Annotated in this window: 21 protein-coding genes and 1 pseudogene; 5 read left to right on the top strand and 17 right to left on the bottom strand. The window is 63.9% G+C overall.

The genetic code is table 11. From position 1 onward, the window contains the following. Nucleotides 1–162 precede the first annotated feature (162 nt). Both LHFGNBLO_RS09815 and LHFGNBLO_RS09810 read right to left on the bottom strand, forming a co-directional pair. On the bottom strand, nt 163–1,557 hold the full coding sequence (locus LHFGNBLO_RS09815) for a multicopper oxidase family protein (protein ID WP_258606371.1): 1,395 nt from the start codon (nt 1,555–1,557) through the stop codon (nt 163–165). Between the two features lie 147 nt (nt 1,558–1,704). Further along, nucleotides 1,705–2,313, bottom strand: a complete 609-nt coding sequence (locus LHFGNBLO_RS09810; protein WP_258606369.1) for a TetR/AcrR family transcriptional regulator — start codon at nt 2,311–2,313, stop codon at nt 1,705–1,707. A 108-nt stretch (nt 2,314–2,421) separates the two neighbouring features. Here LHFGNBLO_RS09810 and LHFGNBLO_RS09805 point away from each other — a divergent pair, with 108 nt between their 5' ends. The 3 genes from LHFGNBLO_RS09805 (at nt 2,422) to LHFGNBLO_RS09795 (ending at nt 6,983) form a co-directional block, all read left to right on the top strand. Further along, entirely contained in the window at nt 2,422–3,108 is a 687-nt protein-coding gene (locus LHFGNBLO_RS09805) for a PspA/IM30 family protein (RefSeq protein ID WP_258606367.1), read from the top strand. 65 nt (nt 3,109–3,173) lie between these two features. Next, complete coding sequence (locus LHFGNBLO_RS09800; protein ID WP_258606359.1) at nt 3,174–3,461, top strand: YiaA/YiaB family inner membrane protein; 288 nt, start codon at nt 3,174–3,176, stop codon at nt 3,459–3,461. A gap of 93 nt (nt 3,462–3,554) precedes the next feature. Then, complete coding sequence (locus tag LHFGNBLO_RS09795; RefSeq protein ID WP_258606357.1) at nt 3,555–6,983, top strand: acyl-[ACP]--phospholipid O-acyltransferase; 3,429 nt, start codon at nt 3,555–3,557, stop codon at nt 6,981–6,983. 48 nt (nt 6,984–7,031) lie between these two features. On the opposite strand, the gene LHFGNBLO_RS09790 is transcribed toward LHFGNBLO_RS09795, so the two are convergent. The 9 genes from LHFGNBLO_RS09790 to LHFGNBLO_RS09750 all read right to left on the bottom strand — a co-directional run bounded on the left by LHFGNBLO_RS09790 (nt 7,032) and on the right by LHFGNBLO_RS09750 (nt 17,281). After that, nucleotides 7,032–8,243 (bottom strand): hypothetical protein, encoded by a 1,212-nt coding sequence (locus tag LHFGNBLO_RS09790; protein ID WP_258606355.1) that lies wholly within the window; start codon nt 8,241–8,243, stop codon nt 7,032–7,034. Between the two features lie 52 nt (nt 8,244–8,295). Further along, entirely contained in the window at nt 8,296–9,246 is a 951-nt protein-coding gene (locus LHFGNBLO_RS09785; RefSeq protein ID WP_258606353.1) for a GNAT family N-acetyltransferase, read from the bottom strand. Nucleotides 9,247–9,366: 120 nt separating this feature from the next. After that, nucleotides 9,367–11,175: an ABC transporter ATP-binding protein gene (locus LHFGNBLO_RS09780; RefSeq protein WP_258606351.1), complete on the bottom strand. Its 1,809-nt coding sequence runs from the start codon at nt 11,173–11,175 to the stop codon at nt 9,367–9,369. After that, the gene (locus LHFGNBLO_RS09775) at nt 11,172–12,116 is read right to left on the bottom strand and encodes an acetamidase/formamidase family protein (RefSeq protein WP_258606349.1); all 945 of its coding nucleotides are present in this window, start codon (nt 12,114–12,116) and stop codon (nt 11,172–11,174) included. The genes LHFGNBLO_RS09780 and LHFGNBLO_RS09775 overlap by 4 nt, the downstream gene beginning before the upstream one ends. Beyond that, complete coding sequence (locus LHFGNBLO_RS09770; protein WP_258606347.1) at nt 12,106–13,749, bottom strand: ABC transporter substrate-binding protein; 1,644 nt, start codon at nt 13,747–13,749, stop codon at nt 12,106–12,108. The genes LHFGNBLO_RS09775 and LHFGNBLO_RS09770 overlap by 11 nt, the downstream gene beginning before the upstream one ends. 35 nt (nt 13,750–13,784) lie before the next feature. After that, the gene (locus LHFGNBLO_RS09765; RefSeq protein ID WP_258606346.1) at nt 13,785–14,705 is read right to left on the bottom strand and encodes an ABC transporter permease; all 921 of its coding nucleotides are present in this window, start codon (nt 14,703–14,705) and stop codon (nt 13,785–13,787) included. Then, complete coding sequence (locus LHFGNBLO_RS09760; RefSeq protein ID WP_258609672.1) at nt 14,702–15,604, bottom strand: ABC transporter permease; 903 nt, start codon at nt 15,602–15,604, stop codon at nt 14,702–14,704. Before LHFGNBLO_RS09760 ends, LHFGNBLO_RS09765 begins: the two co-directional genes overlap by 4 nt. Continuing rightward, nucleotides 15,582–16,190, bottom strand: coding sequence for an ANTAR domain-containing response regulator (locus tag LHFGNBLO_RS09755; protein ID WP_258606344.1), 609 nt, complete (start codon nt 16,188–16,190; stop codon nt 15,582–15,584). The genes LHFGNBLO_RS09760 and LHFGNBLO_RS09755 overlap by 23 nt, the downstream gene beginning before the upstream one ends. Then, on the bottom strand, nt 16,187–17,281 hold the full coding sequence (locus tag LHFGNBLO_RS09750) for a transporter substrate-binding protein (RefSeq protein ID WP_258606334.1): 1,095 nt from the start codon (nt 17,279–17,281) through the stop codon (nt 16,187–16,189). The genes LHFGNBLO_RS09755 and LHFGNBLO_RS09750 overlap by 4 nt, the downstream gene beginning before the upstream one ends. A 322-nt stretch (nt 17,282–17,603) precedes the next feature. On the opposite strand from LHFGNBLO_RS09750, the gene LHFGNBLO_RS09745 reads away from it, so the two are divergent. Beyond that, nucleotides 17,604–18,287: a cysteine hydrolase family protein gene (locus LHFGNBLO_RS09745; RefSeq protein ID WP_258606332.1), complete on the top strand. Its 684-nt coding sequence runs from the start codon at nt 17,604–17,606 to the stop codon at nt 18,285–18,287. A gap of 11 nt (nt 18,288–18,298) precedes the next feature. Here LHFGNBLO_RS09745 and LHFGNBLO_RS09740 read toward each other — a convergent pair whose 3' ends face one another. Continuing rightward, nucleotides 18,299–19,246 (bottom strand): LLM class flavin-dependent oxidoreductase, encoded by a 948-nt coding sequence (locus LHFGNBLO_RS09740; RefSeq protein ID WP_258606330.1) that lies wholly within the window; start codon nt 19,244–19,246, stop codon nt 18,299–18,301. A gap of 110 nt (nt 19,247–19,356) precedes the next feature. Continuing rightward, on the bottom strand, nt 19,357–19,512 hold the full coding sequence (locus tag LHFGNBLO_RS09735; RefSeq protein WP_258606328.1) for a hypothetical protein: 156 nt from the start codon (nt 19,510–19,512) through the stop codon (nt 19,357–19,359). Between the two features lie 287 nt (nt 19,513–19,799). Between LHFGNBLO_RS09735 and LHFGNBLO_RS09730 the strand changes: the two genes are divergently transcribed. After that, a complete protein-coding gene (locus LHFGNBLO_RS09730) occupies nt 19,800–20,567 on the top strand; it encodes an SDR family NAD(P)-dependent oxidoreductase (protein ID WP_258606326.1) in 768 nt (255 codons plus the stop codon). 78 nt (nt 20,568–20,645) lie between these two features. Here the strand turns inward: LHFGNBLO_RS09730 and LHFGNBLO_RS09725 are convergent, their stop codons facing one another. From LHFGNBLO_RS09725 to LHFGNBLO_RS09710, 4 genes and pseudogenes are all read right to left on the bottom strand, one after another. Continuing rightward, complete coding sequence (locus tag LHFGNBLO_RS09725) at nt 20,646–21,590, bottom strand: ABC transporter permease (RefSeq protein ID WP_258606324.1); 945 nt, start codon at nt 21,588–21,590, stop codon at nt 20,646–20,648. After that, nucleotides 21,587–22,642 carry an ABC transporter permease gene (locus LHFGNBLO_RS09720; protein WP_258606322.1) on the bottom strand — a complete coding sequence of 352 codons (1,056 nt, stop codon included), beginning with the start codon at nt 22,640–22,642 and terminating at the stop codon, nt 21,587–21,589. Before LHFGNBLO_RS09720 ends, LHFGNBLO_RS09725 begins: the two co-directional genes overlap by 4 nt. 248 nt (nt 22,643–22,890) lie before the next feature. Beyond that, nucleotides 22,891–24,141: pseudogene (locus LHFGNBLO_RS09715) on the bottom strand (ABC transporter ATP-binding protein); the annotation flags it as partial. Nucleotides 24,142–24,325: 184 nt separating this feature from the next. Further along, on the bottom strand, nt 24,326–25,357 hold the full coding sequence (locus tag LHFGNBLO_RS09710) for a BMP family protein (protein WP_258606318.1): 1,032 nt from the start codon (nt 25,355–25,357) through the stop codon (nt 24,326–24,328). Between the last annotated feature and the right edge of the window lie 96 nt (nt 25,358–25,453).

Here is a 25,453-nt window from a genome sequence, read left to right as displayed (position 1 = left end):
CGCCGTTCGTTCTCGCCAGCACACCTCGCGGCACTGCCGTCACCAGAAATAGGGCGCATCTGCAGATCGTAAACATCGCTCGGCATCGCGATAACCGTTACTTTAGTAGCACCTGTGCCTGGAAAGCCTAACGCGCGCCCCGCGACATCGGACCGGCGCGTGTCACACCACCCGGACATAGCTCGTCATCCCGGATTTCTGGTGCTCGATGATGTGGCAATGCAGCAGCCAGTCACCGGGATTGTCGGCCACGAAGCCGAGCTGAACCTTCTCGTTTGGCTGGATGAGATAGGTGTCGGAAATGACCGGCTGAACCGGCCGTGTCGAGGACGACAGCACCTTGAAGCTCATGCCGTGCAAATGCATCGGATGGGATTGCGGCGTCAGGTTTTCCATGTCGATGACATAGCTTCTTCCGAGCTTCAGTTCGGCCAACGGCGCGGTCGGATCCGGCGTGTCGCCCGGCCACGGCACCTTGTTGATCGCCCAGAAGCTGTAGCCAAGCGAACCGCATATGCCATCGCTCGGGACGTTTTCCGCCGTGGCGCTGAGCGACAAGGAAATGTGCTCGGCGGCGGTGAGATCCACATCCTTCACCGGATTGACCTCCAGGGGTGCAAGATCGCGAAGGTCGCGTTTGAGAGAGGGTCCGACCGCGCGCAGGGTCGCCAGGACTTTGGGCTTGGTGCCCCTGACGTCTCCCAGACTGACGATTGCCCCCTCATCGTCGGGCATGCGTATGGCCAGCTCCAGGCGTTGGCCGGGCCCCAGCAGCAAGGCGTCGGGCGCAAAGCGCTGCGGCACCGGATTGCCGTCGAGCGCGATGACCGCCGCTTCGGCGCCCTCGACACGAAAGGCATAGATCCGTGTGACGTCGGTTATGGCGACCCGCAGCCGCACCAGGCCGCCGGCGGGCGCGTCATAGTGCGGCTGATCGAGCCAGTTGGCGGTGCGCACCGTTCCATAGGTGCCGGTTCTTGCGGCGTCGCGCGGCCGGAACTGGTCGATGAATTGGCCGTCGTCGCCGAGGCGCCAGTCGCGCAGATTGATAACCTCCTCGGCATCGAACTTCGGATCGTTGGTGTTCTCCACCACGATCACGCCTGTCAGGCCGTGGCCCATCTGGGCAAGCGTGTTGCAATGCGGGTGATACCAGAAAGTGCCTGCGTCGGGCGGCGTGAACGCATAGTCGAAATGATCGCCGGTGTAGACATAGGGCTGCACCAGAAACGGAACGCCGTCCATCTTGTTGGGAACGCGGACGCCGTGCCAGTGGATCGTCGTCGGATCGTCGATACCGTTGACAAGCTGTGCGGCGAAGGGCTCGCCCTTCCTCATTCTGAGCATGGGCGGCATTCCAGCGTCGCCATAGGTCAGGACATCCCTGGTTGGGCCGACATCCATCAGCCTAGCCTCAATCCTGGCTGTCTTCAGCACCACCGGCTCGGGCTTGACGGCAGCCCAGCTGCCGAATTTGCCCATGGCGGTGAGCCCGACCCCACCGGCGCCGGCAACCGCGGCAGTTTTCAGAAGTTTGCGGCGTGTGAGTACCGTCATGTAGCGCTCCAGCGGAAAGGCGACTGCCCCGAGGGTCTATCGGCTTAAATCATGAGCGAGGAAGCTCTGGCACATCAGGTCTTCGTGATACCCAGTGGAGGGACGCAGCGTCTTCGCCCAAGTGGGCTGCGAGCACAAGTTCGGCGCTCACTCTCTATCCGTCTTCAGCCCGGTCACCAGCAGGTCGACAAAGTTCAGCAATTCGCTTTCGAGATCGGTCGGCGCCAGGCCGATGAACCGGTCTTCAAGGGAAATGGCGACGATGCCGTGCACCGCGGAGAAAAGCGTGCGGGCGCGTGCCAGCAGCTCCGGTGTATCCGCCGCCGGGCGCAGCGCCGCGAGCGGCTGGACGAGGTGCTGGATAAGCACCGCATGTTCCGCCAGATGCCACTCGGGCACCGGCACGCCGGGCGCCATCCGATGCTCGAACAATGCCACCCAGAGCGTGCGATTGTCGCGCGCGAAGCCAAGATAGGCCTTGGCCAGCGCCTTGAGCTTTGCCCTTGGCTCAACCGCGCTGGTCACCTCCTCGCGCAAGGCCGCTCCCAGCCGCGCCAGGGTTGCGGAATTGACGTGCAGGATGAGCTCGTCGAGATCTGCGAAGGCGGTGTACAGCGCGCCCAGCGCGCAGCCGGCATCCGCCGTGATGTCGCGCGCCCGCAACCCGCCGAGACCTGACGATTGAATGCGCGCCTGGGCGGCCTCGATCAGCCTGCACCTAAGATCCTCGCGCCTGGCGTCCCGTTTTGTCGTCATTAACCTTCTCTATCTGAAATCATTGAACGGTGTTCATTTTTATCTTGAACGCCGTTCACGATGTGTTACGTTGCGTTTGTGAACAATGTTCATAGAGGAGAAACGGGAATGTTGAAACAGTTTTTTGCCCTCATGCGCGGCCACAGCCACGAAGCGGCGGAAGCGGTGGTCGATCGCAACGCGTTGGTGATCCTGCGCCAGCAGATCCGCGATTGCGCCGACGCCATCGCAGCCGCCCGCCGGGCGGTCGCAATTGCCATCGGCCAGAACGATCAGGAAATCCTGCAGTACCGCAAGCTGGTCGCCCGCATCGAGGATCTGGAGAAGCGCACGGTTGCTGCACTCGAACAGGGCCAGAATGAACTTGCCCGCGAGGCGGCCGAAACGATTGCCTTGCTGGAAGCCGAACGCACCGCATCCGACGACGCGCAGAAGAGCTTCGGCACCGAGATCGAGCGTCTCAAGCGGATTGTTCGGGCCTCCGAAATGCGCCTGCGTGAATTGCAGCGCGGCCAGCGCATCGTCGCCGCGACCGACACCACCCAACGGCTGCGCGAAACCACTCCCGGATCCAGCCTGTCAGCGCTCCGGGATGCCGAGGAAACCCTGTTGCGCCTGCGCACGCGCCAGAAGCAGATCGATGCCACCGCGGCCGCCATGGCCGAGATGGAACAGTCGGGCGATCCGGCAGCGGTGAGCGAGAAGCTGGCGGCCGCCGGCTGTGGCGCGCCACTCAAAAGCAGCGGCGACGCCGTGCTCGAACGGCTGGCCAGGACGATCGCAAAGCCGGCTTGATTGTTTCACGCCTGAAACAGGTTGACGCCGACCCAACCTAACCCTGAAACGAAAGGATCATATCGATGACCACCAACAGCTACGCTCCCAAGGACTCAAGCGCCTGGAAAACATTCACCATGGCCAGTTTCGCCGTCGCCGCCTCGATGATGGCAGGCGGCATCTACTTCATGGAGGCAAGCTTTGCCGCCAAGGGGTTTTATGCAATGGCCGCGATCATGCTCGTCCACACCTCCATCACCATCACCAAGACGCTGCGTGACGCGGAAGAGGCAAGCCGCTTCATCAATCGGCTTGAAGACGCCAAGACCGAGAAGCTGCTGATGGATGTCAGCCGCAGTAACGAAGTGTAACCGGGTTCCCACTACAACAAGGCTCAAACCGCGCAAGACCACTGATCAATCCCCAAGGATTTTCGATGGTCTTGCCCTATGGAAGTCGCCGCTATGGAAATCGCTCCGAACAACCATTCGAACAGCCATCTGATGACGTCACGGCGCTTTGCGCCTCTCTTCTGGACGCAGTTCCTGTCCGCCTTCAACGACAACTTCCTGAAGAACACGCTGGTGTTTCTTATTCTGTTCACGCTGGCGGCGGACGAGGCGGCGTCATTGGTGACATTGGCGGGGGCCGTTTTCATGGCCCCCTTCCTGCTCCTCTCCGCACTTGGCGGCGAGATCGCCGACCGCTTCGACAAGGCCGTCGTGGCGCGTAAGCTGAAATTTTTTGAGATTGGCGCAGCCTTGCTGGCGGTCATCGGCATCGCGCTCTCGTCAATCCCGATGCTGATGGCGGCCCTGTTCCTGTTCGGCGTCATTTCGGCGCTCTTTGGTCCGATCAAATACGGCATCTTGCCCGACCACCTCGAGCGCAAGGAGCTGCCCCGCGCCAACGCCTGGATCGAGTCCGCCACCTTCGCAGCCATCCTCGGCGGCACGATCGTCGGTGGCCTCGTCTCGGCCGACGGCATCGGCGTCATGGTCTTCGGCCCGATGATGATGATCCTGGCGGTTGGCTGCTGGTTCATCAGCTGCTTCATCCCCGCGACCGGCTCCGCCGCACCGAACCTAGTGATCGACAGGAACATCCTGCGCTCGACCTGGCGGCTGGTGAGCGAGTTGCGTACCAACCAGCGCATCTGGCGGGCAGCGCTGATGGCATCATGGTTCTGGCTGGTCGGCGCCATCATCCTTTCCATCCTGCCCACCATGGTCAAGGACTCGCTCGGCGGCACCGAAATCGCCGTGACCGCCTATCTCGCCGTCTTCGCCATCGCTGTCGCCATCGGCTCGGCCATTGCCGCGTGGATGTCGCAGGGGCGGATCGTGCTGTTGCCCGCCCCGGTCGGCACCGCATTGATGGCCCTGTTCGGGCTGGATCTCGCCTTTGGCGTGTTGGGCCTTCAAACCTCTGCCCAGGCGGAAACGCTAAGCGCCTTCTTTGCCGGCCCAAACACCATTCGTGTCGCCATCGATCTGGCCGGCCTGGCGATCGCCGGTGCCTTCCTTGTCGTGCCGACCTTCGCGGCGGTACAGGCCTGGGCGCCGGAGGATCACCGCGCCCGTGTCGTGGCCGCGGTGAATGTCGTCAGTGCGGGCTTCATGACCGTCGGCGGCGGCGCTGTCGCCGCCATCCAGGCCGCCGGCGCCTCCACGGCCAGCGTGCTGTTCGGCCTCGCCGTGATCAATGCGATCGCCGCATGGCTGATGCTGAAATACCTGCCGACCAACCCTTTCCGCGATTTCGTCTCCATCTTGTTCCGCGCCTTCCATCATTTGGAAGTCGAGGGGATGGAAAACCTCAAGGCAGCCGGTCCGGCGCCCATCCTGGCGCTCAACCATGTCAGCTTCCTCGACGGTCCGCTGGCCCTGACGCTGACCGATGAGGAGCCGGTCTTCGCCATCGACTACACCATCGCGCAGGCCTGGTGGATGAAGCCCTTCATGAAACTCGCCCGCGCTCTGCCGCTCAACCCTGCCAAGCCTATGTCGACCCGCACGCTGATCAAGATCGTGCAAGGTGGCGATCCTCTGGTCATCTTCCCCGAAGGCCGCATCACCGTCACCGGCGGCCTGATGAAGGTCTATGACGGCGCCGCCATGGTCGCGGACAAGACCGGCTCGATGGTCGTGCCGGTCCGCATCGACGGGCTGGAAAAGAGCTACTTCTCGCGCCTGACCTCCCAGCATGTGCGCCGCCGTCTGTTTCCAAAGGTCAAGGTGACCATCCTGGAGCCGGTGAAGCTCGAAGTTCCGCAGGAACTGAAAGGCCGCAAGCGCCGCGCCGCGGCCGGCGCTGCCCTCTACCAGGTCATGTCGGATCTCGTCTTCCGCACCCAGGACATCGACAAGACCGTGCTGGAAAAGATCATCCAGACCGCGAACGAACGCGGCATGAAGAAGCTCGCCGTGGAGGATCCGCTCACCGGCTCGCTCAGCTACGGCAAGCTGCTCACTGGTGCCGCCGTGCTCGGCCAGAAATTCAAGACGCTCTATGCCGGCCAGCAGACGCTCGGCGTCATGCTGCCCAACGCCAACGGCTCATGCGCGACAATGCTCGGCGTCATGTCGGCCGGGAAGGTCCCGGCGATGATGAACTTCACCGCCGGCGCGGCCAACATTCTCTCCGCCTGCAAGGCCGCCGAGGTGCGGACCGTGCTCACCTCGCGTGCCTTTGTCGAACAGGCAAAGCTCGGCGCGGTGGTCGACGAACTCGGCCGCTCGGTCGACATCGTCTGGCTCGATGATTTGCGGGCCACCATCGGCCTGAAGGACAAGCTGCTCGGCCTGCTGCGCAAGAGCACGCCGCGGGTCGCCCGCAAGCCCGACGATCCGGCGGTGATCCTGTTCACCTCGGGTTCCGAAGGCACGCCGAAGGGCGTGGTGCTCACCCACCGAAACATCCTGGCCAACGCCGCCCAGGCCGCGTCGCGCATCGACTTCCACTCGGGCGACAAGGTCTTCAACGTGCTGCCGATCTTCCACTCCTTCGGCATGACGGCGGGCACGGTGCTGCCGCTGATCTCCGGCGTGCCAGTCTACTTCTACCCGTCGCCGCTGCACTACCGCATCGTTCCGGAACTGGTTTACGCCTCGAACGCGACGATCATCTTCGGCACCGATACGTTCCTCGCAGGCTATGCGCGCACGGCACATCCTTACGACTTCCGCTCGGTGCGATATTGCTTTGCCGGCGCAGAACCCGTCAAGGCATCGACGCGCGCGACCTATATGGAAAAGTTCGGCCTGCGCATCCTCGAGGGCTATGGCGTGACCGAAACCGCGCCGGTGATCTCCATCAACACGCCGATGTACAACAAGTCCGGCAGCGTCGGCAAAATCATGCCCGGTATGGAATATCGCCTGGATCCGGTGCCTGGCGTCGACGATGGCGGCCGGCTTTATGTGCGCGGACCCAACGTCATGGCCGGCTATCTACGGGCCGAGAAGCCGGGCGTGCTCGAGCCGCTGGAAGACGGCTGGCACGACACCGGCGACGTCGTCGCCGTCGACGAGGCGGGCTTCATCACCATTCGTGGCCGTGCCAAGCGCTTCGCCAAGATCGGCGGCGAGATGATCTCGCTGGCTGCCATCGAGATGCTGGCGGGCGAATTGTGGAAAGGCTCGCTTTCGGCCGTCGCCGCCGTGCCGGATGCGCGCAAGGGCGAAAAGCTGATCCTCATCACCGAGGCCGCCAACGCCACCCGCGCCGAATTCCTGGCCTTCGCCAAGGCCAATGGCGCCATGGACCTGATGGTGCCGGCCGAAGTGCGCATCGTAGCGAAAGTGCCGGTCCTCGGCTCCGGCAAGCTCGACTTCGCCGGCGTGACCAAGATGGTGCGCAGCGAAGAAGACATGAAGACCAAGGCTGCTTGATCGGAGAGGGCGAACGGGCCGGCGCAAGATGCCGGCCCGTCTATGTCATCACGTCATCGCTTCCCGTTGCGCGATCAGCATGGCCATGCGCTGGACGGCGCGCAGTTCCATTTCCACGCCCGGCGATGACGCCAGAGCCGGCATGTTGAGTGCGACCACGGTCAATGGTTTGAGCGTCGCCAGCAGCACATGGGTCGCCTCGTACTTCTCGAACAGCCACGCCAGTTGCTCACGGATATCCTGGTCGACAGGCGATTGCGGATGCACATCGGCAACTGAGCGGACGGGAGCCTGTTCCAGCGCCCGGGCCAGCACGTTCAGATCGAAATCGCCGAGTTCGGCTGCCGGCAGGATCAGGGCGCCATCGACAAGGATATGGTTCTGCAGGCCGCGCAGGAAGCGCGCCGAATCCGTCAAATCGCCCTCGGCCATGTGCTTGAGCAGCGAGTCGCGCCGCTTTTCGGCGGCGAGACTAACGCTGTCATTATAGATGACGGCCAGCAGCGTGGCGGAAAGGACGATCACCACACCCTGCACGCTTCCCCGCCAGCCGAAATGATCGATGCCGCCCAACGCCAGCCCGGCAAAAACCGAACTCAGCGCGATGACGGCGAAGGCGCCGATCGTGTCGCGATGGCCGAGGCTCGCCCGCCCCAGGCCGATCGTCAACCAGCACAGGAACAGGATGGCGATACCACCAAGCCGCACCGGCACCTCGAACAGTCCGGGCCGGTAGTCGGTGACCATGAACGGAAGTATCAGCAGCAGTGACAGCGCCATCCGTTCGACCGTGCGGTTTTCGGCAGCCGACAGGCTGTCGCGGTTCCGCGTCACCACCAGCCAGCCGATCGCCAAGAAGCCGCCGAACTGGAAGAGCAGAAGCGCTGCCATCCGCCACGGCTCGGCGAAGCGTTCCGGAATCATCGCCAGCAGCAGGAAGGCTGCGGCGCCGCCGGCAGCGAGCAACTTGAGGGCAAAGGGCGCATGCCGGCGCAGCAAGCCCTCCGTCAGCAAAAGGGCAGCCAGCGGCAAGAGGCCTGCCGCCATGATGGTGACGAGGCGGAAGACGCCGAAGCCGGTGGTCCAGTCGAGGATCCGGCAGGCCAGCAGCACCGCCAGCACCCGCAGGCCGAACAGGAAGCGCCGCGACAGCGGATCGCCGGCGTCGCGCCCGCCGACGACCGCTATGACGATCAACAGCCCGAAAAGAGCCGCCAGCGAGGTGATGGTGTCGGCGACAAGCGTGTCGTCAAGGATCATGCGCCCGTTTCCGTCAGCTTGAGCATGAAACGGCGCCCCACGAATGAAGCCATTAGCGTGTCCATGGTCGCAACACGTCCCATTGGCGGCTGCTGTCGACCCAGTGAACCACCGGCAGGATGAGCCGCTGCAGAGTGGTTGCCGTACCCGCCACAGCGAGCGCCGCAAGCGAGCCGCGCGGAACGGCGTCTGCTAGATAGCTGCGCGCGGCCTGGTAATTCATCTGCCCGATCTGCAGCACATCGTCGCCGCGCCCATAATCGAGCTCCTTCCTGCAGAAGTCGTTATAGGTCTCGACCCGATGCTTGGCCGCCACCTCGAACGACTTCTTCAGATCGTCCGATCCGCCGGTATAGGCATTGGTGATGACAAAACGCTCTTCGTCGAAACCGGCGTCCGCACCAACGCCGAAGACATGGCGGTGACGCGCCATGATCTGCCGTGCCAGAAGGACATGGGTCAGCGATCGCCGCGCGCCGGAGTGGGGATCGGGAAACACGTTGGCAAAGGCTTGCGCGACCATGCCGACGACGGCAGGGACCTGTGTCACGTTGGAAATCCAGACCGGCCTGAACTGGTTGCGCAGGAACATCAGAAAACAGGTCAGTCCGTAGAGGATCCAGCTCAGACCGCGGCTGCGCTCCTCCGGATCGACCATGACCAGCCCCAGATGCAGAACTTCATAGGGCTTGCCCGCCAGTAAGATCTCCATCGGCGCCAAGGCATTGAAGGCGATCGGCCGTCCGTCGCTGCGCCGGTAGACGATGGTGATGATGGAGTGTTCCAGCCGGCTGCGGTCGCCGGAAAAGACACCATAGGTCAGGCTGCCGGCCTTCAGGGTTTTCGAGGCGACCAGCCGCAAATCCTGGGTGAGCTGTTCCAGTTCGGCCGGTTGCATCCAGCGTCCGGGCCGCTCCACGACGCGCGTGTCGTAGTCGTCGGACGCGCGCATGCGCACATCCATGAACCGACCCGGCAGCACCTGCAGAACCGCACCTAGCAAGATTTGTCATCCCGTTGGACCCGAACGCGCATGATGACGGCATCCGCCTAAGGCGTGGTAAACCCCGGGAGTGGCAAGAGTTGGTCTCGCTGGGAAAAGAACAGCCCCGCGCTCTTGAGCTCAGATACCCGCCACGAGATGGCCGCTGCCGACATCGCTCAGTACCAGCCGCTGCGGGCTCTCGCCGATCTTTCGGGTCGAGCTGGCGATCTCCTGGTCGAGCCGCGCAAAGCGGGTCCGGCGCTTGGTGGGGTCGGGCACCGGCACGGCTTCGATCAAGCGCTTCGTGTAGGCGTGGTGCGGGTTGGAAAAGACCTGGTCGCGGGTGCCCATCTCGACGATCTGGCCGAGATACATGACGGCGACGCGGTCGGAAATGTTCTCGACCACCGCCATGTCGTGCGAGATGAACAGATAGGCGACGCCGAATTCGCGCTGCAATTCCTTCAACAGCTCCAGCACGCGCGCCTGCACCGAGACGTCGAGCGCCGAGACGCTTTCGTCGGCGATGATCAGTTTAGGCCGCAGCGCCAGCGTCCGCGCAATGCAGACCCGTTGGCGCTGGCCTCCCGAGAATTCATGCGGATAGAGCTCCATCTGATCGGCCGACAGGCCGACGCGCTCGAACAATGCGGCAACTCTCTCCCTGCGCTCTTCCTTCGAGGCGATGCCGTGGATCAGCAGCGGCTCGGCAACGAGGTCGCCGACGCGCATGCGCGGGTCGAGCGAGGCGTAGGGGTCCTGGAAAATCATCTGCACGTCGCGGCGCACCGCCTTGTGCTCGTCGCGGCCAAGGCCGGACAGATTGCGCCCGCCGATGGCGATATCACCCTGGTAGGGGACAAGCCCGGCCAGCGCCTTCGCGGTGGTCGACTTGCCGCAGCCGGATTCACCCACCAGCGCCAACGTCTCGTTGGGTGCGATGGCGAAGCTGACGCCTTCGACGGCGTGAACGCGGCGGGTGACCCTGCCGAAGAAGCCACCGCGCAGGTCAAAACGTACATGCAGATCGTTGACAACGGCAACGTTTCCCGGCTTTGCCGCTTCAACATCTCTGGATTTCTGGCGGCCGATGCCGGTGCCGATGCGCGGCACCGCGGCCAACAGTTCGCGCGTGTAGTCGGCCTGCGGCCTGGCGAAGATATCGGCGGCCGTGCCCTGCTCGACCATGCGGCCATGCCGCATGATGATGACGCGATCGGCCATTTCGGCGACCACGCCCATATCGTGGGTGATCAGGATGACGCTGGTCCCATGCTCGCGCTGCAGGTCGCGCAGCAGTTCCAGCACTTCGCCTTGTACGGTGACGTCGAGCGCCGTCGTTGGCTCGTCGGCGATCAGAACATCCGGCTCCAGCGCCAGTGCCATAGCGATCATCACCCGCTGACGCATGCCACCGGACAGTTCGTGCGGAAATTGTTTTAGCCGGCTTTCGGCTTCCGAGATGCGGACAGCCTTCAGCGCCTCGATGGCGCGCCTGCGCGCCTCGGCGCGGGACAGGCCGGTATGCGCCTCGATGGATTCGGTCAGTTGCCGGCCGATCGACAGCACTGGGTTGAGCGAGGTCATCGGCTCCTGGAAGATCATGGCGATGCGGTCGCCGCGGATGCGCTGCATCTGGCGCTCGTTGAGCGTGGCGAGATCGGTCTCGCCAAGCCGGATTTTGCCAGACGAGATCCGGCCGGCCGGCTGCGGCAACAACTGCATGATGGCCAGCGCCGTCATCGATTTGCCGGAGCCGGATTCGCCTGCGATGCAAAGCGTCTCGCCGCGCTCGAGCGTCAGCGACAGGTCGGAAACCACTTCGCGCTCGCCGTCTTCGCCGCGTACGCTGACGCACAGGCTGGTGATATCAAGCACCGGCCTGCCTGCGATAGAGCCGACCGGAGCGGCGGCCCCGGTCGGTTTGTTGACGGCACGTGCGCTCATTCGAAGACGCAGCGCGGGAAGTAGAACGACACCACCCAGTTCGGCATGTCGACGATCTCGCTGATCCGGAGATCGCCGCAGACCGATACCAGCATGTAGGCGTCGACGGGATCGAGCTCGTAGCGACCTGCAAGCAGATCGACCATCTGCGCAACCGCTTCCTTGGCGCCGGTCATCAAGTCCGGCCCGATGCCGGTGGTCACCTCATAGCCCTTGGCATCGAGGTGGCGCGTCACCGAGCCGGAGGTGGTGAAGCGCGGTGTCTTCAGCCGCGCATCCTTGATCAGGTCGAGCTTGAGCACGACATCCATCGGGCTCTCGATCGCCGTACCACACACCTCGCCGTCGCCTTGCGCGGCATGCGTGTCACCGACCGAGAACAGCGCGCCCGCCACCTCCACCGGCAGATAGAGCGTGGTGCCGGCGGCGAGATCGCGGATGTCGAGATTGCCGCCGACGCGCCTTGGCGGCACCACCGAGTGAAGCCCCATCTCAGCCGGCGCGTTGCCGATGGTGCCGGCAAAGGGTTTCAGCGGCACGCGAGCGTTCTTGCCGAACAGCGCCGGCTCCAGCGAAGTAGCATCGTACTTCCAGATGTTCAGCCCCGGTTCCTTGAAATCGTCGGCGAGCAGCCCAAAACCCGGAATGTTCGCCGTCCAGCCGAAGCCGGACGGTTTGAACATCTCGATCGTCACCTTCAGCGCATCGCCAGGCTCCGCGCCGTCGACGAAGATCGGCCCGGTCACCGGGTTGACCTTGGCGAAGTCGAGCTTGGCGACGTCGGCGACAGTGCTGTCGGCCTGAAGCTGGCCGCCCCCCGCGTCGAGGCACTGGAACTCGATGGTCGAGCCGGGCGCCACCCGCTCGGCCGGGACAAAGGAATTGTCCCAGCCGAAATGGTGATGGCGCCCGTGGATGGTGTAGTCGCAGCTATTGCACATCTTTTACATACACATTGTCGTAGTTGATGAAGACATGGACCGGGTCGACATAGAGGTTGTCAGCGCCGCCCATGCGCGCGGATTTCATGGTGAAGCGCTGCTCGTTGAAGACCGGCGCCCACGGCGCGTCCGCCATGATCTTGTCGTAGATCGCGCTCCACATCTTGTTGCGCTCGCCGGCCTTCGTGGGGTCGGTCATGGAGTCCGCTTCCGCCGCCTTGGCGTCGAGGTCCTTGTTGCAGTACCACGACCAGTTCCAGCCGCCGGGAACTGCACCAGCGCAGCCGAGGATCGGCCCATAGAAGTTTGACGGATCGGGGAAATCGGCGATCCAGCCCATGCCACCCGACCAGATCATCGGCGCCCCGGCCTTGTCGCCGCCGGCCGCAATCACATTGGCCTGGGCAAGCGCCTGAATGCTGGCCTTGATGCCGATCGCCGCCAGATCCTGCTGGATCGCCTGGGCGATGCGCGGGTTGGGATCGGTGTTCATGGCGAACAATTGCGTGTCGAAGCCGTCGGGATGGCCGGCTTCGGCCAGCAGCGCCTTGGCCTTGGCGACGTCATAGGCATAGCCCTTGAAGTCCTTGTCGTAGCCGGGCATCGACGGGGGCAGCGGCTGGTTGGCCGGCACCGCGCGGTTGTTGATCAGCTGGACGATGCGGTCCTTGTTGATTGCCATGTTGACGGCCTGCCGCACCTTCACATTGTCGAACGGCGCCATGGTGGTGTTCATGGTGATGTAGCCTGTGTGCAACTGGCCACCCTCGACGACACGGGCCTTCTGCTCGGGATCGGACATTACCTCCTGGAACTTAGCCGGCGGAATGCCGTCGAGGGCCAGGTCAATCTCGCCCTTCTGCAGGCGCAGCAGCGCCACGATCGGCTCCTGGCCGACCTCGAAGGTGATCTTGTCGAGATGCGGCAAGCCTTTGTGCCAGTAGTCCGGATTGCGCTCGAAGACGATGCGTTGGCCGAGCGTCCATTCGGCGAGCTTGAAAGCACCAGTGCCGACCGGATGCTTGCCGAAATCGGCGCCGTATTTCTCGACCTCCTCCTTCGGCACGACATGGGCGAAGTTGATGGCCATCACATGCAGGAAGGTGGCGTCGGGGCGGCTCAGCTCGAACTTGACTGTATATGGGTCAACCACTGTGACGCCAACGAGGCCCTCCGCCTTGCCGGCAGCAACGTCGTCATAGCCCTTGATCGAGCCGAAGAAGCCGGCGCCGGGGCTCTGCGTCTTCGGATTGGTCACTCGGTCAAGCGAGTATTTCACATCGTCGGCGGTCATTTCGCGACCATTGTGGAACTTCACCCCGTGACGCAGCTTGAAGGTGAAGGTCTTGCCGTCCGGCGAGATCTCGTAGCTTTCTGCAAGGTCCGGCTTCAGATTGGTGGTCCCCGGCTCGTAATCCATCAGCCCGTCGAACAGGCTCTTGATCATCGACCAGTTCTGCCAGTCATAGCCGATCGCCGGGTCGAGCGTCGTGACGTCGTCCTTGTATGTGGCGACAATCTCGCCGCCCTGCTTGGCGTTCGGATCGACGGCGTCTTCGGCGCGTGCGCTTGCCATGCCAAGCATGAGCGCCAGCGCCGATGCCGCTACTGTGGATGCCAAAAATCGTTTCATTGACGGTTCCCTTTCTCTGGTTGTTTTTGCATTTTTCATCTGAGCTTGATGCGCGGGTCGATGAACGGTGCGACGATGTCGGCCAGCAGATTGCCGAGCACGATGGCGAAGGCAGACACCAGCGTGACGCCCATGATGATCGGGATGTCGACGCGCTGGATCGCCTGCCAGGCCAGTTGGCCGATGCCGGGCCAGCCGAACACGCTTTCGACCACGACGATGCCGCCCATGAAGATGCCGATGTCGATGCCGATCATGGCGATGACCGGCAGGATGGCGTTGGGCAAAGCATGGCGGAAAATGATGGCGCTGCGCGCCAGGCCTTTCGCACGCGCGGTGCGCACATAATCCTGGCGCAGCACGTCGATCATCGACGAGCGCATCATGCGCGCGTACCAGCCGGCGCCGAGTATGCCCATGGTCAGTGACGGCAGCACGAGATGGCGCCATGTGCCATAGCCGCCGATCGGAAACCAGCTCAATCGCACCGCAAAGACATAGAGCAGCAACAGGCCGACGACGAATTGCGGCGCCGAGACGCCGACGAAGGACGCGACCATCAAGGTTTGGTCGGTGGCCGTGCCGCGCTTGACGGCGGCGATCAGACCCATGGAGAGCCCGATCAGCAACTCGCACAATATGGCGCCGACCATCAAAAGCAGGCTGGCCGGCAGCCGCGAGACGATGAGCTCGGTGACCTCCGAGCGCTGGATGTAGGAGCGGCCGAGATCGCCGCTGATGAGCTTCGTCAGGTAATGCCAGTACTGGACCACAAAAGGCTGGTCGAGGCCGAGCTGCTGGCGGATGTTTTCCACCGTCTGCGCCGTTGCGCTGCGGCCGGCGATCTGGCGCACCGGATCAGCGGGCAGCAGGTAGAGCAGCGCAAAGGTGATCAGCGACACGCCGAGCAGGATGAGCAGCGACTGGATCAGCCGGCGGCCGAGATAGGCGATCATGCCCGACCCCTTTGCGTCGGATCGAGGATGTCGCGCAGCGCATCGCCGATCAGGTTGAAGGCCAGCGCCAGCGCCAGGATCGCCACACCCGGGAAGAACACCAGCCAGGGTGCTGCCTGAAAATAGGTCTGGTTCTCGAAAATGATGTTGCCCCATGACGCCGTCGGCGGCTGCACGCCGATACCGAGGAAGGAGAGCGTCGCCTCCAACAGAACCGTGGTCGAGATGCCGAGCGTGCCCCAGACGATGATGGTCGGCAGAAGATGCGGCAGGATGTGGCGAAACAGGATGCGCGGTGCACTTGCGCCAATGGTACGTTCGGCGTCGATAAACTCGCGCTCGGCGAGCGAGGAGGTCTCGGTATAGATGACGCGGGCCGTCTGTACCCAGTTGACCAGCGCGATGACCATGGCGACGATCCACAGACTGGGCTGGAACACCGCCGCCAGGCAAATGGCAAGCAGCAGGGCGGGGAAAGCCATCATCAGGTCGGTGAAGCGCATCAAAGCGCTGCCGATCCAGCCGCGGAAATAGCCGGCGGTAACGCCGACCAGCGTGCCGATCAACAGCGCCACGCCATTGGCAACGATGCCGATGATCAGCGAGGTGCGGGCGCCATAGAGGATGCGGGTCAACAGGTCACGGCCGAGCAGGTCGGTGCCGAGCCAGTACTGGGCGCTCGGCGGCAGAGGCGAGCCCTCGATGGTCAGCCCATCGAACATCTGTTCATTGGGATCGTAGCCGGTCAGCCAAGGCGCCAGCACAGCGCCGGCGACGACGGTGGCTACGATCACCAGGCCGAGCAGTGCCAGGCGCCGCTTGACCAGCCGGCGCCAGACGCCAGCGCGCGGCGGGGCCGGCATGCGCACCGGGAGATCAGGCGCGATGGGACTGGTCATCGCCGCCTTCTTCATCTGTTTCATCCGTCATCGCCACGATCCGGCGCGCGGCATCCTCGACGCTGATCTGCCAGCTCATCGCCAGCGAGCGCAGCTGCGCATAGGCGCGCTCGTCATCCGTGCCTTTCGACAAGGCCGCCACCGCGCGCACGATGGTCTGGCGCTCGGCGACGCGCTGGCGCAACGAAGCAATTTCGCCGGCTAAGTGTTTTCGCGCCTCAAAACTCTGCCGCGCAATCAGCAGCGCACTGTAGACGCCGGCATTGCCGACCGGCTTCAACAGCTGCGCGTCGGCCTTGTGCGACAGTGCCCATTCGATGCGGCCGGGCGCCTCGGAGCCGATCAGCGCCACCAACGGCATCGGCGCCTCGCCCGGCTTCCACGGAAATTGCTCGTCAAATCCGAGATCGGCGTCGAAGAAGACGAAATCGGCGGCGAGCGCCTCGGGCGGCAATTCCGGCCAGCAGTCAAGCGTAATCAGGCCGATGGCCGACAATTGTCGGGTTATCGCCTGCACCGTCGGATGCGGACGATGCAGGATGAAGGCCTTGGCGCCGCCGAGATTGGGGATGCGCGTCCTGGTCACGACACCACCCTCAGGCGCGGACGGCCGAACGTCTTGGCAGGGTCGTAACGCGACAGATACGGATCGGGCGCCACATCGTCCTCGCGGCTGACGACCTCGAAGAAGCCGTCGGCGATCCGGCCGATGATCACCGGCAGCGTCGCGTGCTGGGAGTGGGCGTCGATGGCGATCGACCCGAGCCGCGTCGAGAAGCGCCGTTCGGCGAAGGCTTTCGAAAACTCCGCCGGACCGGCTTCGGCATCGCGAGACAGCACGTCGGCCATCACTTGCACGGAGGCATAGGCGGAGGCCTCGAAGGACGAGGCGAAGGCCGCCGGCCGCGGCGCGAAATACGGCCCGACCGACAAATGTCCCTTGCCTGTTTCGCCGATCGCCGGCAGCTCGCCTTCGGTGAGATTGCAGGAGATGACGGGGCAGGCTTCCGGGCTGAAAGCGGGGTCCTCGACGCCCAAGTCGCGATAGGCCGCCAGGAAGGCGTAGGACGAGGTGCCAATCAGATTGTTGAGGATGAAATTCGGCCGCGTGGCGCGGATTTCCGCGATCAGCCGCGACACGTCGGTCTCGCCGATGCGCAGATAGCGCTCGCCCAGAACCCTGCCGCCGGCATCGGCGATCAGGTCACGCGCCACCCGGTTCATCTCCCAGCCCCAGATATAGTTCGACCCCAGCAGGAAGCAGTCGGCGCCGAAGCGCGGCACGACATAGGCCATCAGCGGCACCAGATGCTGGTTGGGGCAGGCGTGCATGTAGACGACATGCTCGTTGGCCTCGAACCCCTCATAGGGGCAGGCGTACCAGAGCATTCCGCCGGCCTTCTCCAGCACCGGGATCGTCTCCTTGCGGCTCCAGGAGGTGACACAACCGACCACATGACGGGCGCTGCTCGTCTTGAAAATGTCCTCGCACAGCGTTGCGTAGCGATCCGCATTGCTTTGCGGATCGCGCTCGACCGGCACCAGCTCGACGCCGTACCGACGGTCGGCGTTGATGTCGGCGATGGCGCGCATCGCGCCCATCCGGCACGCATCGGACACGAGCTGATAGCTCCCCGAGCGGGAATAGAGGATGCCGATCTCGATACGCCGTTTCAAACACAACCCCAGAAATGACAATGCCCCGCAGCCGCCGCCAGCAGGGCGAGGCATACGAGGCATTCTTGCCGCCCGGCGACCAAGGCCGGTATTTTGTCCTAGCGTATTCTGAACGGCGGGTCAGTCAAGCCGGAAAGTGGGTGCTTGGCTTGTGGTCGAGTGCAAGCTGAACACGAAGGGTGCCCTACGGCTCGCACGGGAACCAATTTGCGGCGGCACCAGAACTGCCGCACTCGGCATCTTCGCATCTATGCTGCAACGGGATGGACGGCAGCGACATCCCCGGCCACGATGCCTGCATCGGCAATGAGGTGAGCGGCAGATGATCAAGGCGACCCCTTTCGATTTTCCCTATGACGGCAGGCTGGTGCCCGAAAATACCGCGCTCATCGTCATCGACCTGCAGGAAGATTTCCTGTCGACATCGGGCTATTTTGCCAGGCAGGGATACGACCCGACGCCATTGCGGGCGATTTTGCCTACGGTGAACCGGCTGATTGCGGCGGCGCGTGCGGCGGGCTTGCGGATCATCCACACCAGGCAAGGCTACCGCGGTGACATGGCCGACATGACGCCCTACGAGAAATGGCGCCGCAAGCGCGCCGGTCTTGAAGGCACCGAAATCCTGCTGCGTTCGAGCCCCGGTTTCCAGATCGCGCCCGAGATCGACGTCGCGCCGCAGGACATCGTCGTCGACAAAACCTGCAACGGCGCCTTCACCTACACCGACCTGGAACTGGTCCTGCGCGCGCAAGGCATCACGCATCTGTTGTTTTCGGGATGCACGACCGACGTCTGCGTGCACACCACGTTGCGGGAGGCCTGCGACCGCAATTTTCAGTGCCTGACCATCTCGGATGCCTGCGCCAGTGGCGACCAACAAGCGCATGAGGCGGCGCTGCATATGGTGACGGTCGAGGACGGCGTTTTCGGCGCTCTGTCCGATTCAAGCGCCGTCATTGCGGCGCTGTTGCAACTCTCCGGCAAAGCAGGCGAGAGCGGCTGAGTACGGTCGCCTCAGCGTGCCGCATGCACCTCCTGCGTCACGCGGGGTGCAAATACCCCGGGCTGGCCGACTTCAGCTTCGCGACGCGCCAACGAATTGCGCAGCAGCGCGATCGTTTCGCGGCCGGCCGCGGCGATCTCGCGCGGCCTGTCGACGCCGACGATCATGAATTCGTGGATCCCCAGGGCCGCATAGGGCAGCAGCGACAATGCGATCTGCGCCGGTGGTCCGAAAACGTCGACCGCCTTGTGGCCGGAAGCGCCACCTTCCGAACGAATTCGTACGGGAAGCGCAAAACGCACCTTGTTCGCCCGGCCATGTTCGGCGGCAGCGCTGCGCACGCGGTCCATCAGCTGGCGGATCTCGTCAAGCGAGCCGGGTGTCAGTTCGAAGACATCCGCGTGCCGCCCGGCGACCTTGAGCGCCGTTCCGGACTGTCCGCCGATGCGAATGGTCACGTCGGCACCATGCGGCCCCTTGCGCGGCACATAGCCGCCCTTGATGCTGTAGAAAGCGCCTTCGTGATCGAAGGGCCTGTCGTTCGACCACAGCCGCTTCAACAGCACCAGATACTCGTCGATCCGCTGCCAGACGACCGTATGGCCGACTGGGCGCGTCTCGGCATCGTCGTCGCTCAGCGGCTCGCTGAGCATCCGGAGCGACAGTCGTCCGCCGCTTTTGGTGTCGAGCGCCGCCAGCTGCCGTGCCGCCACCGTCGGCTCGATCACGCCAGCCCAATGCGTCAGCACCACTTCCAGGGCTGAGGTGCGGTCCAGTGCCTGGGCGGCAATATCCATATTGGTCAGCAACCCGGCCTGGTCGTCGACGACGATCTTCTGGAAGCCGGCATCTTCGATCAGCGACAGCTTGGTCGCGGTCTCCAAGAAGTCGTAGAAAAAGGACACCGCCGAACCGGCGGGGTGGGTTTTACCGGGAACATGCGTGAACTCGATCGGCATTGCCATCTCCTCCATCACGTTGGAATCACAGGTTGGAACCCCCGGGCGCGCGAAAACGCACCGCGATACGTTTTCAACTCCGATTGTCTGAAGGCCGCTATCCCGATGACTCAGGGAATAAGGCCCAGAACGACTGCCCCGGTGAACACGAACGCAAGGGCAAAGACGAGATAGGCGAAGGCGCCGGCATAGGCCGGGCGAAAGGTCTGGGCATTGGCCAGCCGCTGGCCGTTGCGATCAGTCTGAGCGTTCTGGATATAGGACATATCGACCTCCGTCTCAGCGGTTAATCTATAAAATCAGTAGACTTTGTCGATTGCTATTTTTCGGCCATTGTTGGAACGATTTTCTCCAATTGGGAGAGAAATTGGTCGCCGTTTGCTTAGTGACGCGTCGCAGCGATCGAACGCTCGGAGCGATGAGACGCCCCAGACGCGCACGAACGGCCATCCTTCCTGCCTACTTCATGCATTGGCCGCCAGACGCATGAGGGATAGCATCGCCGTGCAGTGGCACTGCGAAGTGCAAGGAAACGGGATCTGGGAGCAAGAAAATGGGCGGAAGACTGGCCGGCAAGGTCGCCATCATTTCGGGCGGCGCCACGGGAATGGGCGGAGCGGCCTCGGAACTGTTTGCGGCGGAAGGCGCCAGGGTGGCGATCATCGACCGCAACGGCGAGGCGGCCGCCGCCACCGCCGCGGCGATCCGCGCGCGCGGCCATGTCGCCGAGCACTGGGTTGCCGATGTGTCCGATGAAGCCCAGGTCGAGGCGGCGGTGAAGGGGGCGACGGAAAAGTTTGGCCCGGTCACCGTTCTGTTCAACCACGCCGGCACCATCGTCATCAAACCGTTTCTGGAGATTACTTTGCATGAATGGGACTGGCTGCATGCCGTCAATGTGCGCTCGATGTTCCTGATGACGCGCGCCGTGCTGCCCGGCATGATATCAGCCGGCGGCGGTTCGATCGTCTGCACCTCGTCGATCTCTGCGGTTGCGGCGACGCCGATGGAGGTGCTCTACGACACCACCAAGGGCGCCTGCCACATGTTCGCACGCGCCATCGCCGTCGAGTTCCGCGACCGCAACATCCGCTGCAATGCGGTCTGCCCCGGCTTCATCCGCACACCGCACGGCCTGCGCGAGGTCGCCGATCTCGGCAAGCTCGGCATCGATGTCTCCGACGCGGCGCTGGCGGCGCAGCAGGGCCGCATCGGCGAGCCGGAGGAGGTAGCGAAGGCGGCACTTTTCCTGGCCAGCGACGAATCCAGCTTCGTCAACGGCGCGCATCTGTTCGTCGACAACGGCTTTACGGCGATGTGACGCTTTCCAGGGACAGCTTGGCGCCCTTCCTCTACCCCGTCGATCGGGGGAGAGGAAAGGACGCCAAATCCTACTCGTCTATCGCTCTTCCCTTCGAAACGGCTTCAACAGCGCTGAGGGCGCCACGGCATTGCGCGACATCACCGCCATGGCGACTATGGTGAACACGAAGGGCAGCATCAGGAAGGCCTCGTAAGGGATGTGGCCGAGCCCGCTCGCCTGCATGCGCAACTGCAAGGCATCGACGAAGGCGAACAGCAGCGCGGCCCCTGCCGAACGCCAGGGGTCCCAGCGGCCGAAGACGACCAACGCGATCGCCACCCAGCCGCGTCCGGAGACGACGCCGAAGGTGAAGGCGTTGAACTGCGCCATCGACAGGAACGCGCCAGCCAGTCCCATCAGCGCGCCGCCGAGGATCACCGCCTGGAAGCGCGTGGCGATCACGCTGACGCCGGCCGAATCGGCAGCGCGCGGATTTTCGCCGACCATGCGTACCGACAGCCCCCATGGTGTCCGGTAGAGCACGAAGGCGGCAAGCGGTATGGCAATCATCGCCATGTAGACCAGCGAAAACTGATTGAACACCGCCGGGCCGAGCACCGGGATGTCGGAGAGGATAGGGATCGGCAGCGTCGCGAACCCTTTGATATTCGGCGGCACCGATTGCTGGCCGAAGATCAGCCGGTAGAGGAAATAGGCAAGCCCGGAGCAAAAGAGCGTCACGCCGATGCCGCAGACATGCTGGCTGAGGCCGAGCGCGACCGTGAACAGCGCATGCAACGCGCCCATCAGCGCGCCAGTCAGCACGGCGGCAAGCACGCCGAGCCACAGGCTGCCGCTGAGGCTGGTCGCGGTGAAGCCGGTCATCGCCGACAACAGCATGATTCCTTCGATGCCGAGATTGAGCACGCCGGCCCGCTCGGAGAACATTTCGCCCAGCGTCGCAAACGCCAATGGCGTGGCGATGCGGATGATCGCGGCCAGGAAGCCGACCTGAAAGATCTGTTCCAGCACCACGTTCATTTGGCAGTCCCCACCCGCCGCACGCGATAGGCGGTGAACAGCAGCGCCACCAGCATGGCAAGCAGCGCGGTTCCCTGGATGACATCGCTGAGGAAGGCCGGAACACCGGTGGCCCGCGACATCGCCTCGGCGCCGGTCATCACGGCGGCAAGGAAGATCGCCGCCGGCACCACGCCGAGCGGATTGAGCCGTGCCAGCATGGCGACGACGATGCCGGAATAGCCATAGCCCGGCGAGATATCGCTCATCACCTGGAAGTGCACGCCGCCGACCTCGCAGACACCGGCAAGGCCGGCGAGCGCGCCGGACAGCAGCGCCGTCGAGATCAGCACCCGCTCGACATTGATGCCGCCATAGCGTGCGGCTTCGGGGTTTTCGCCGGTGACCCTGATCCGGAAGCCGAGCGTCGTGCGCACGATCAGGAACCAGATCACGGGTGCGGCAAGCAGCGCCGCGACGACGCCGAGATGCAGCCGCGTGCCTTCGAGAAGGGCCGGAAAGTTGGCCGTATCCTCGATCGGCGGCGAGATCGGATAGCCGCTGAAACTGTCCTTCCACGGACCTTCGATCAGCGCCATCAGGGCGTAGAAGATGACCGAGTTGAGCAGCAGTGAGCTGACGACGTCGTCGACCTTGAACTTCACCCGCAGCGTCGCCGGCACCAAGGCGACAGCAGCCCCGGCCGCAGCCCCCGCCACCGCCATCAACAGCATGGCGAGCGGCCCCGGCATCGGGATGGCGCCGACGGCACAGCTGGCCACCGCGCCAGCGAGCAACTGTCCCTCGGCGCCGATATTCCAGAATTTGGCCCGGAAGGCGACCGCCACCGCAAGCCCGGTGAAGATCATCGGCGTGGCGCGCACCAGCGTTTCGGTGATGGCGTAGCTATCGCCGAGCGACGCTGAAAACATCACGCCATAGGCCTCGATGACACCGGCGCCGGCCAACGCGATGAGACCGCTGCACAGGATGAGCGTCGCTCCGATAGCCAGCAGCGGCAGCGCCAGATTAAACCAGGCGGGCGTGCTGGTGCGAGCTTCCAGGCGGAACATCAGGCCGCCTCCTCGGCCTGCCCGGCCCCGGTCATCATCAGCCCGAGCCGCGCCACCGTGGCGTCGGCGCTGTCGAGCGTGCCGACGATGCGGCCCTCATACATCACCGCGATACGGTCGCAGAGCATCAGCAACTCTTCCAGATCCTCGCCGATGACCACGATGCCGCAGCCCTTGGCGCGCATGTCGAGGAATTTTTCGTGGATGAAGCGGGCAGCACCGATGTCGAGGCCGCGTGTCGGCTGCGACACGATCAGCACCTTCGGATCGAAGGCGAGCTCACGCGCCAAGAGCGCCTTCTGCAGGTTGCCGCCGGAGAGCGCCCCGGCCCGCGTCATCGGCCCGGGACAGCGAATGTCATAGGCTTTGATCTGCTCTTCGGCGAAGGCGCGGATCGCATCCGGCCTGAGCAGACCCCTACGGCTGAACGCCTCGGTGCCGATCCGCGGCAACACCATCGAATCGGCCAGCGCCAGATTGGTGACCAGCCCGGTGGTCATGCGGTCTTCCGGGATGCGCCCGAGTCCGAGCGCCTGCACGTCACGCGGCGAGAACCGCGAAACCTGTTTGCCGGCTATCGTCATCTGGCCGGCATCGGGTGCCCGCACGCCGGAAATCACCTCGGCCAGCGTCCGTTGGCCATTGCCGGAGACACCGGCTATGCCGAGGATCTCGCCGGCTCTGACCGCAAGCGAAACATCACGCAGCGCCATACCTGAGTGATGCGACGTCGAGATGCCGTCGAGGGTCAGCACAGCAGCACCCGGTGTCGATGGCCCTCGCGCCGGCGGCACGATCTCGTGGCCGCACATCAGCTGTGCCATTTCGGAAGAAGTGGTGCTGGCCGGCGCATCGACGCGGCCGGCGACGCGGCCATGGCGCAGCACCACGCAGCGATGGGTCAGCGCCCGGACCTCGTTCAGCTTGTGCGAGATGAAGATGATGCCGAGCCCCTGCGCCGCCATCGACCGCAGTGCGGCAAACAGCCCGTCGACCTCCGTTGGCGCCAGCACCGCTGTCGGCTCGTCGAGGATCAGCAGTCTTGCGCCGCGAAACAGCGCCTTGACGATTTCGAGCCGCTGCTGTTCGCCGACCGACAGCGCCGAGACGGGAAGGTCCGGGTCCAGATTGAGACCGTGCTGGCGGCCGATCTCGGCCAGCCGCGCCAGCCCACCGGCGCGGTCGATGCGGCCCGATCTGCCGGGAATGCCTATCAACAGGTTTTCCAGCACCGACAGCCGTGGCGCCAGATGGAAGTGCTGGTGCACCATGCCGATGCCGGCAGCCAACGCATCGGCCGAACTGTTGATCGTCACCGGCCTGCCCTGGATCAGGATCTCGCCGGCGTCGGGCGCATAGGCGCCGAACAGCACATTCATCAGCGTGGTCTTGCCGGCGCCGTTTTCGCCGAGCAGTCCGAGGATTTCGCCCGGCGCGACGCTGAGATCCACGGCCTCGTTCGCCTTCACGGCGCCGAAGTTCTTGGAGATGCCGCGCATTTCGATCAGTGGGGCGGGCAAGGATGCTCCTGCGCTGATACCCCTCCCCATTGAGGGGAGGGTGCCGAGCGAAGCGAGGCGGGAGGGGTCGCCTCAACCGCCTCGACGTTGATAAGAGGATGGAGCGCGCCGCGGAGGACCCCACCCGGCCCTGCGGGCCACCCTCCCCTCAAGGGGGAGGGATTCAATCCGAAACCGGCGTGTTCTCATCCACGTCGACGCGGAAATTGCCGTCGAGGATTTCGGCCTTCTTCTTTTCGACCAGGTCCTTGACGTCGGCGGGCAATGTCTTGTCGAAATTGTGGTAGGGCGCCAGCGAAGAACCGCCCTTGGCCATGCGTGAGAAATCGCCGTAGTCCTGCGCGGTGAAGACGCCGGCCTTGACCAGCTTGATCGCCTGTTCGACGGTCGGATACATGTTCCAGACCGGCCCGGTAATCACCGTGTCGGGACCAAGGCTCGACTGGTCGGACATGTTGGAGATGGCGAGGATCTTCTTCTCCACCGCCGCCTCGATGACGCCGAAGCGCTCGGCGTAGATGACGTCGACACCGGCATCGATCTGGGCGATCGCGGCCTCCTTTGCCTTGGGCGGGTCGAAAAACGAGCCGATGAAGGCGACCTTCTTCTTGATGTTCGGATTGACCTCCTTGGCGCCGGCAAAGAAGGCGTTGACCAGCCGATTCACTTCCGGAATGCCCATCGCCGCGACGGCGCCGATGGTGCCCGACTTCGACATCTTGCCGGCGATCAGGCCGGAGAGATAGGCCGGCTCGTGGATCCAGTTGTCGAAGACGCCGAAATTCGGCTCGGCCGGCCCAGCACCCGAGCCGAACAGCCAGGCGGTTTTCGGGAACTGCTTTGCCGTCCTGCGGGATTCACGCTCGGCCGCAAAGGCATCGCCGAGAACCAGCTCATAGCCGCCTTGCGCATATTCGCGCATGACACGGCTGAAATCCGCCGTCTGCACCTTTTCCGACCATTTGTATTCGATGCCGAGTTCCTTCTCGGCCCTCTGCAAGGCGACATGGATCTGGTTGTCCCATGGCTCCTCGATCGGCGTGGCGAAGATCGCCGCCACCTTCAGTTTCTTGTCCTGGGCAAAGGCTCTGCCCGGCAGCATGGCTGCAGCCAGGCCGAGTGCGCCCAGTTCCAGCACATTGCGTCGCGAAAGTCCTTCACGTTTCGTTTGGAGTCTGCTCTTGCTGTTTTTCATTGAAGTGCCCCTCTGGTTGACAGCCGTGTCGAGCCGGCTGTTCTCAGGAATGACAGACAGGGAACTATGGAGCGGCGCCTGACCTTTGTCCACATG

Origin of the sequence: Mesorhizobium sp. AR10, assembly GCF_024746795.1 — a bacterium.
In the GTDB taxonomy this organism is placed as follows: Bacteria; Pseudomonadota; Alphaproteobacteria; order Rhizobiales; family Rhizobiaceae; genus Mesorhizobium.
Note: the sequence above shows the minus strand (reverse complement) of the source record. Positions and strands in the feature narration are given on the sequence as shown.

Bases quoted from the DNA above. Each gene is read 5' to 3' on its own strand.
- LHFGNBLO_RS09815 (WP_258606371.1), bottom strand. From the start codon at position 1,557: ATGACGGTACTCACACGCCGCAAACTTCTGAAAACTGCCGCGGTTGCC.
- LHFGNBLO_RS09810 (WP_258606369.1), bottom strand. From the start codon at position 2,313: ATGACGACAAAACGGGACGCCAGGCGCGAGGATCTTAGGTGCAGGCTG.
- LHFGNBLO_RS09805 (WP_258606367.1), top strand. From the start codon at position 2,422: ATGTTGAAACAGTTTTTTGCCCTCATGCGCGGCCACAGCCACGAAGCG.
- LHFGNBLO_RS09800 (WP_258606359.1), top strand. From the start codon at position 3,174: ATGACCACCAACAGCTACGCTCCCAAGGACTCAAGCGCCTGGAAAACA.
- LHFGNBLO_RS09795 (WP_258606357.1), top strand. From the start codon at position 3,555: ATGGAAATCGCTCCGAACAACCATTCGAACAGCCATCTGATGACGTCA.
- LHFGNBLO_RS09790 (WP_258606355.1), bottom strand. From the start codon at position 8,243: ATGATCCTTGACGACACGCTTGTCGCCGACACCATCACCTCGCTGGCG.
- LHFGNBLO_RS09780 (WP_258606351.1), bottom strand. From the start codon at position 11,175: ATGAGCGCACGTGCCGTCAACAAACCGACCGGGGCCGCCGCTCCGGTC.
- LHFGNBLO_RS09775 (WP_258606349.1), bottom strand. From the start codon at position 12,116: ATGTGCAATAGCTGCGACTACACCATCCACGGGCGCCATCACCATTTC.
- LHFGNBLO_RS09770 (WP_258606347.1), bottom strand. From the start codon at position 13,749: ATGAAACGATTTTTGGCATCCACAGTAGCGGCATCGGCGCTGGCGCTC.
- LHFGNBLO_RS09765 (WP_258606346.1), bottom strand. From the start codon at position 14,705: ATGATCGCCTATCTCGGCCGCCGGCTGATCCAGTCGCTGCTCATCCTG.
- LHFGNBLO_RS09760 (WP_258609672.1), bottom strand. From the start codon at position 15,604: ATGACCAGTCCCATCGCGCCTGATCTCCCGGTGCGCATGCCGGCCCCG.
- LHFGNBLO_RS09745 (WP_258606332.1), top strand. From the start codon at position 17,604: ATGATCAAGGCGACCCCTTTCGATTTTCCCTATGACGGCAGGCTGGTG.
- LHFGNBLO_RS09740 (WP_258606330.1), bottom strand. From the start codon at position 19,246: ATGCCGATCGAGTTCACGCATGTTCCCGGTAAAACCCACCCCGCCGGT.
- LHFGNBLO_RS09735 (WP_258606328.1), bottom strand. From the start codon at position 19,512: ATGTCCTATATCCAGAACGCTCAGACTGATCGCAACGGCCAGCGGCTG.
- LHFGNBLO_RS09730 (WP_258606326.1), top strand. From the start codon at position 19,800: ATGGGCGGAAGACTGGCCGGCAAGGTCGCCATCATTTCGGGCGGCGCC.
- LHFGNBLO_RS09725 (WP_258606324.1), bottom strand. From the start codon at position 21,590: ATGAACGTGGTGCTGGAACAGATCTTTCAGGTCGGCTTCCTGGCCGCG.
- LHFGNBLO_RS09720 (WP_258606322.1), bottom strand. From the start codon at position 22,642: ATGTTCCGCCTGGAAGCTCGCACCAGCACGCCCGCCTGGTTTAATCTG.
- LHFGNBLO_RS09710 (WP_258606318.1), bottom strand. From the start codon at position 25,357: ATGAAAAACAGCAAGAGCAGACTCCAAACGAAACGTGAAGGACTTTCG.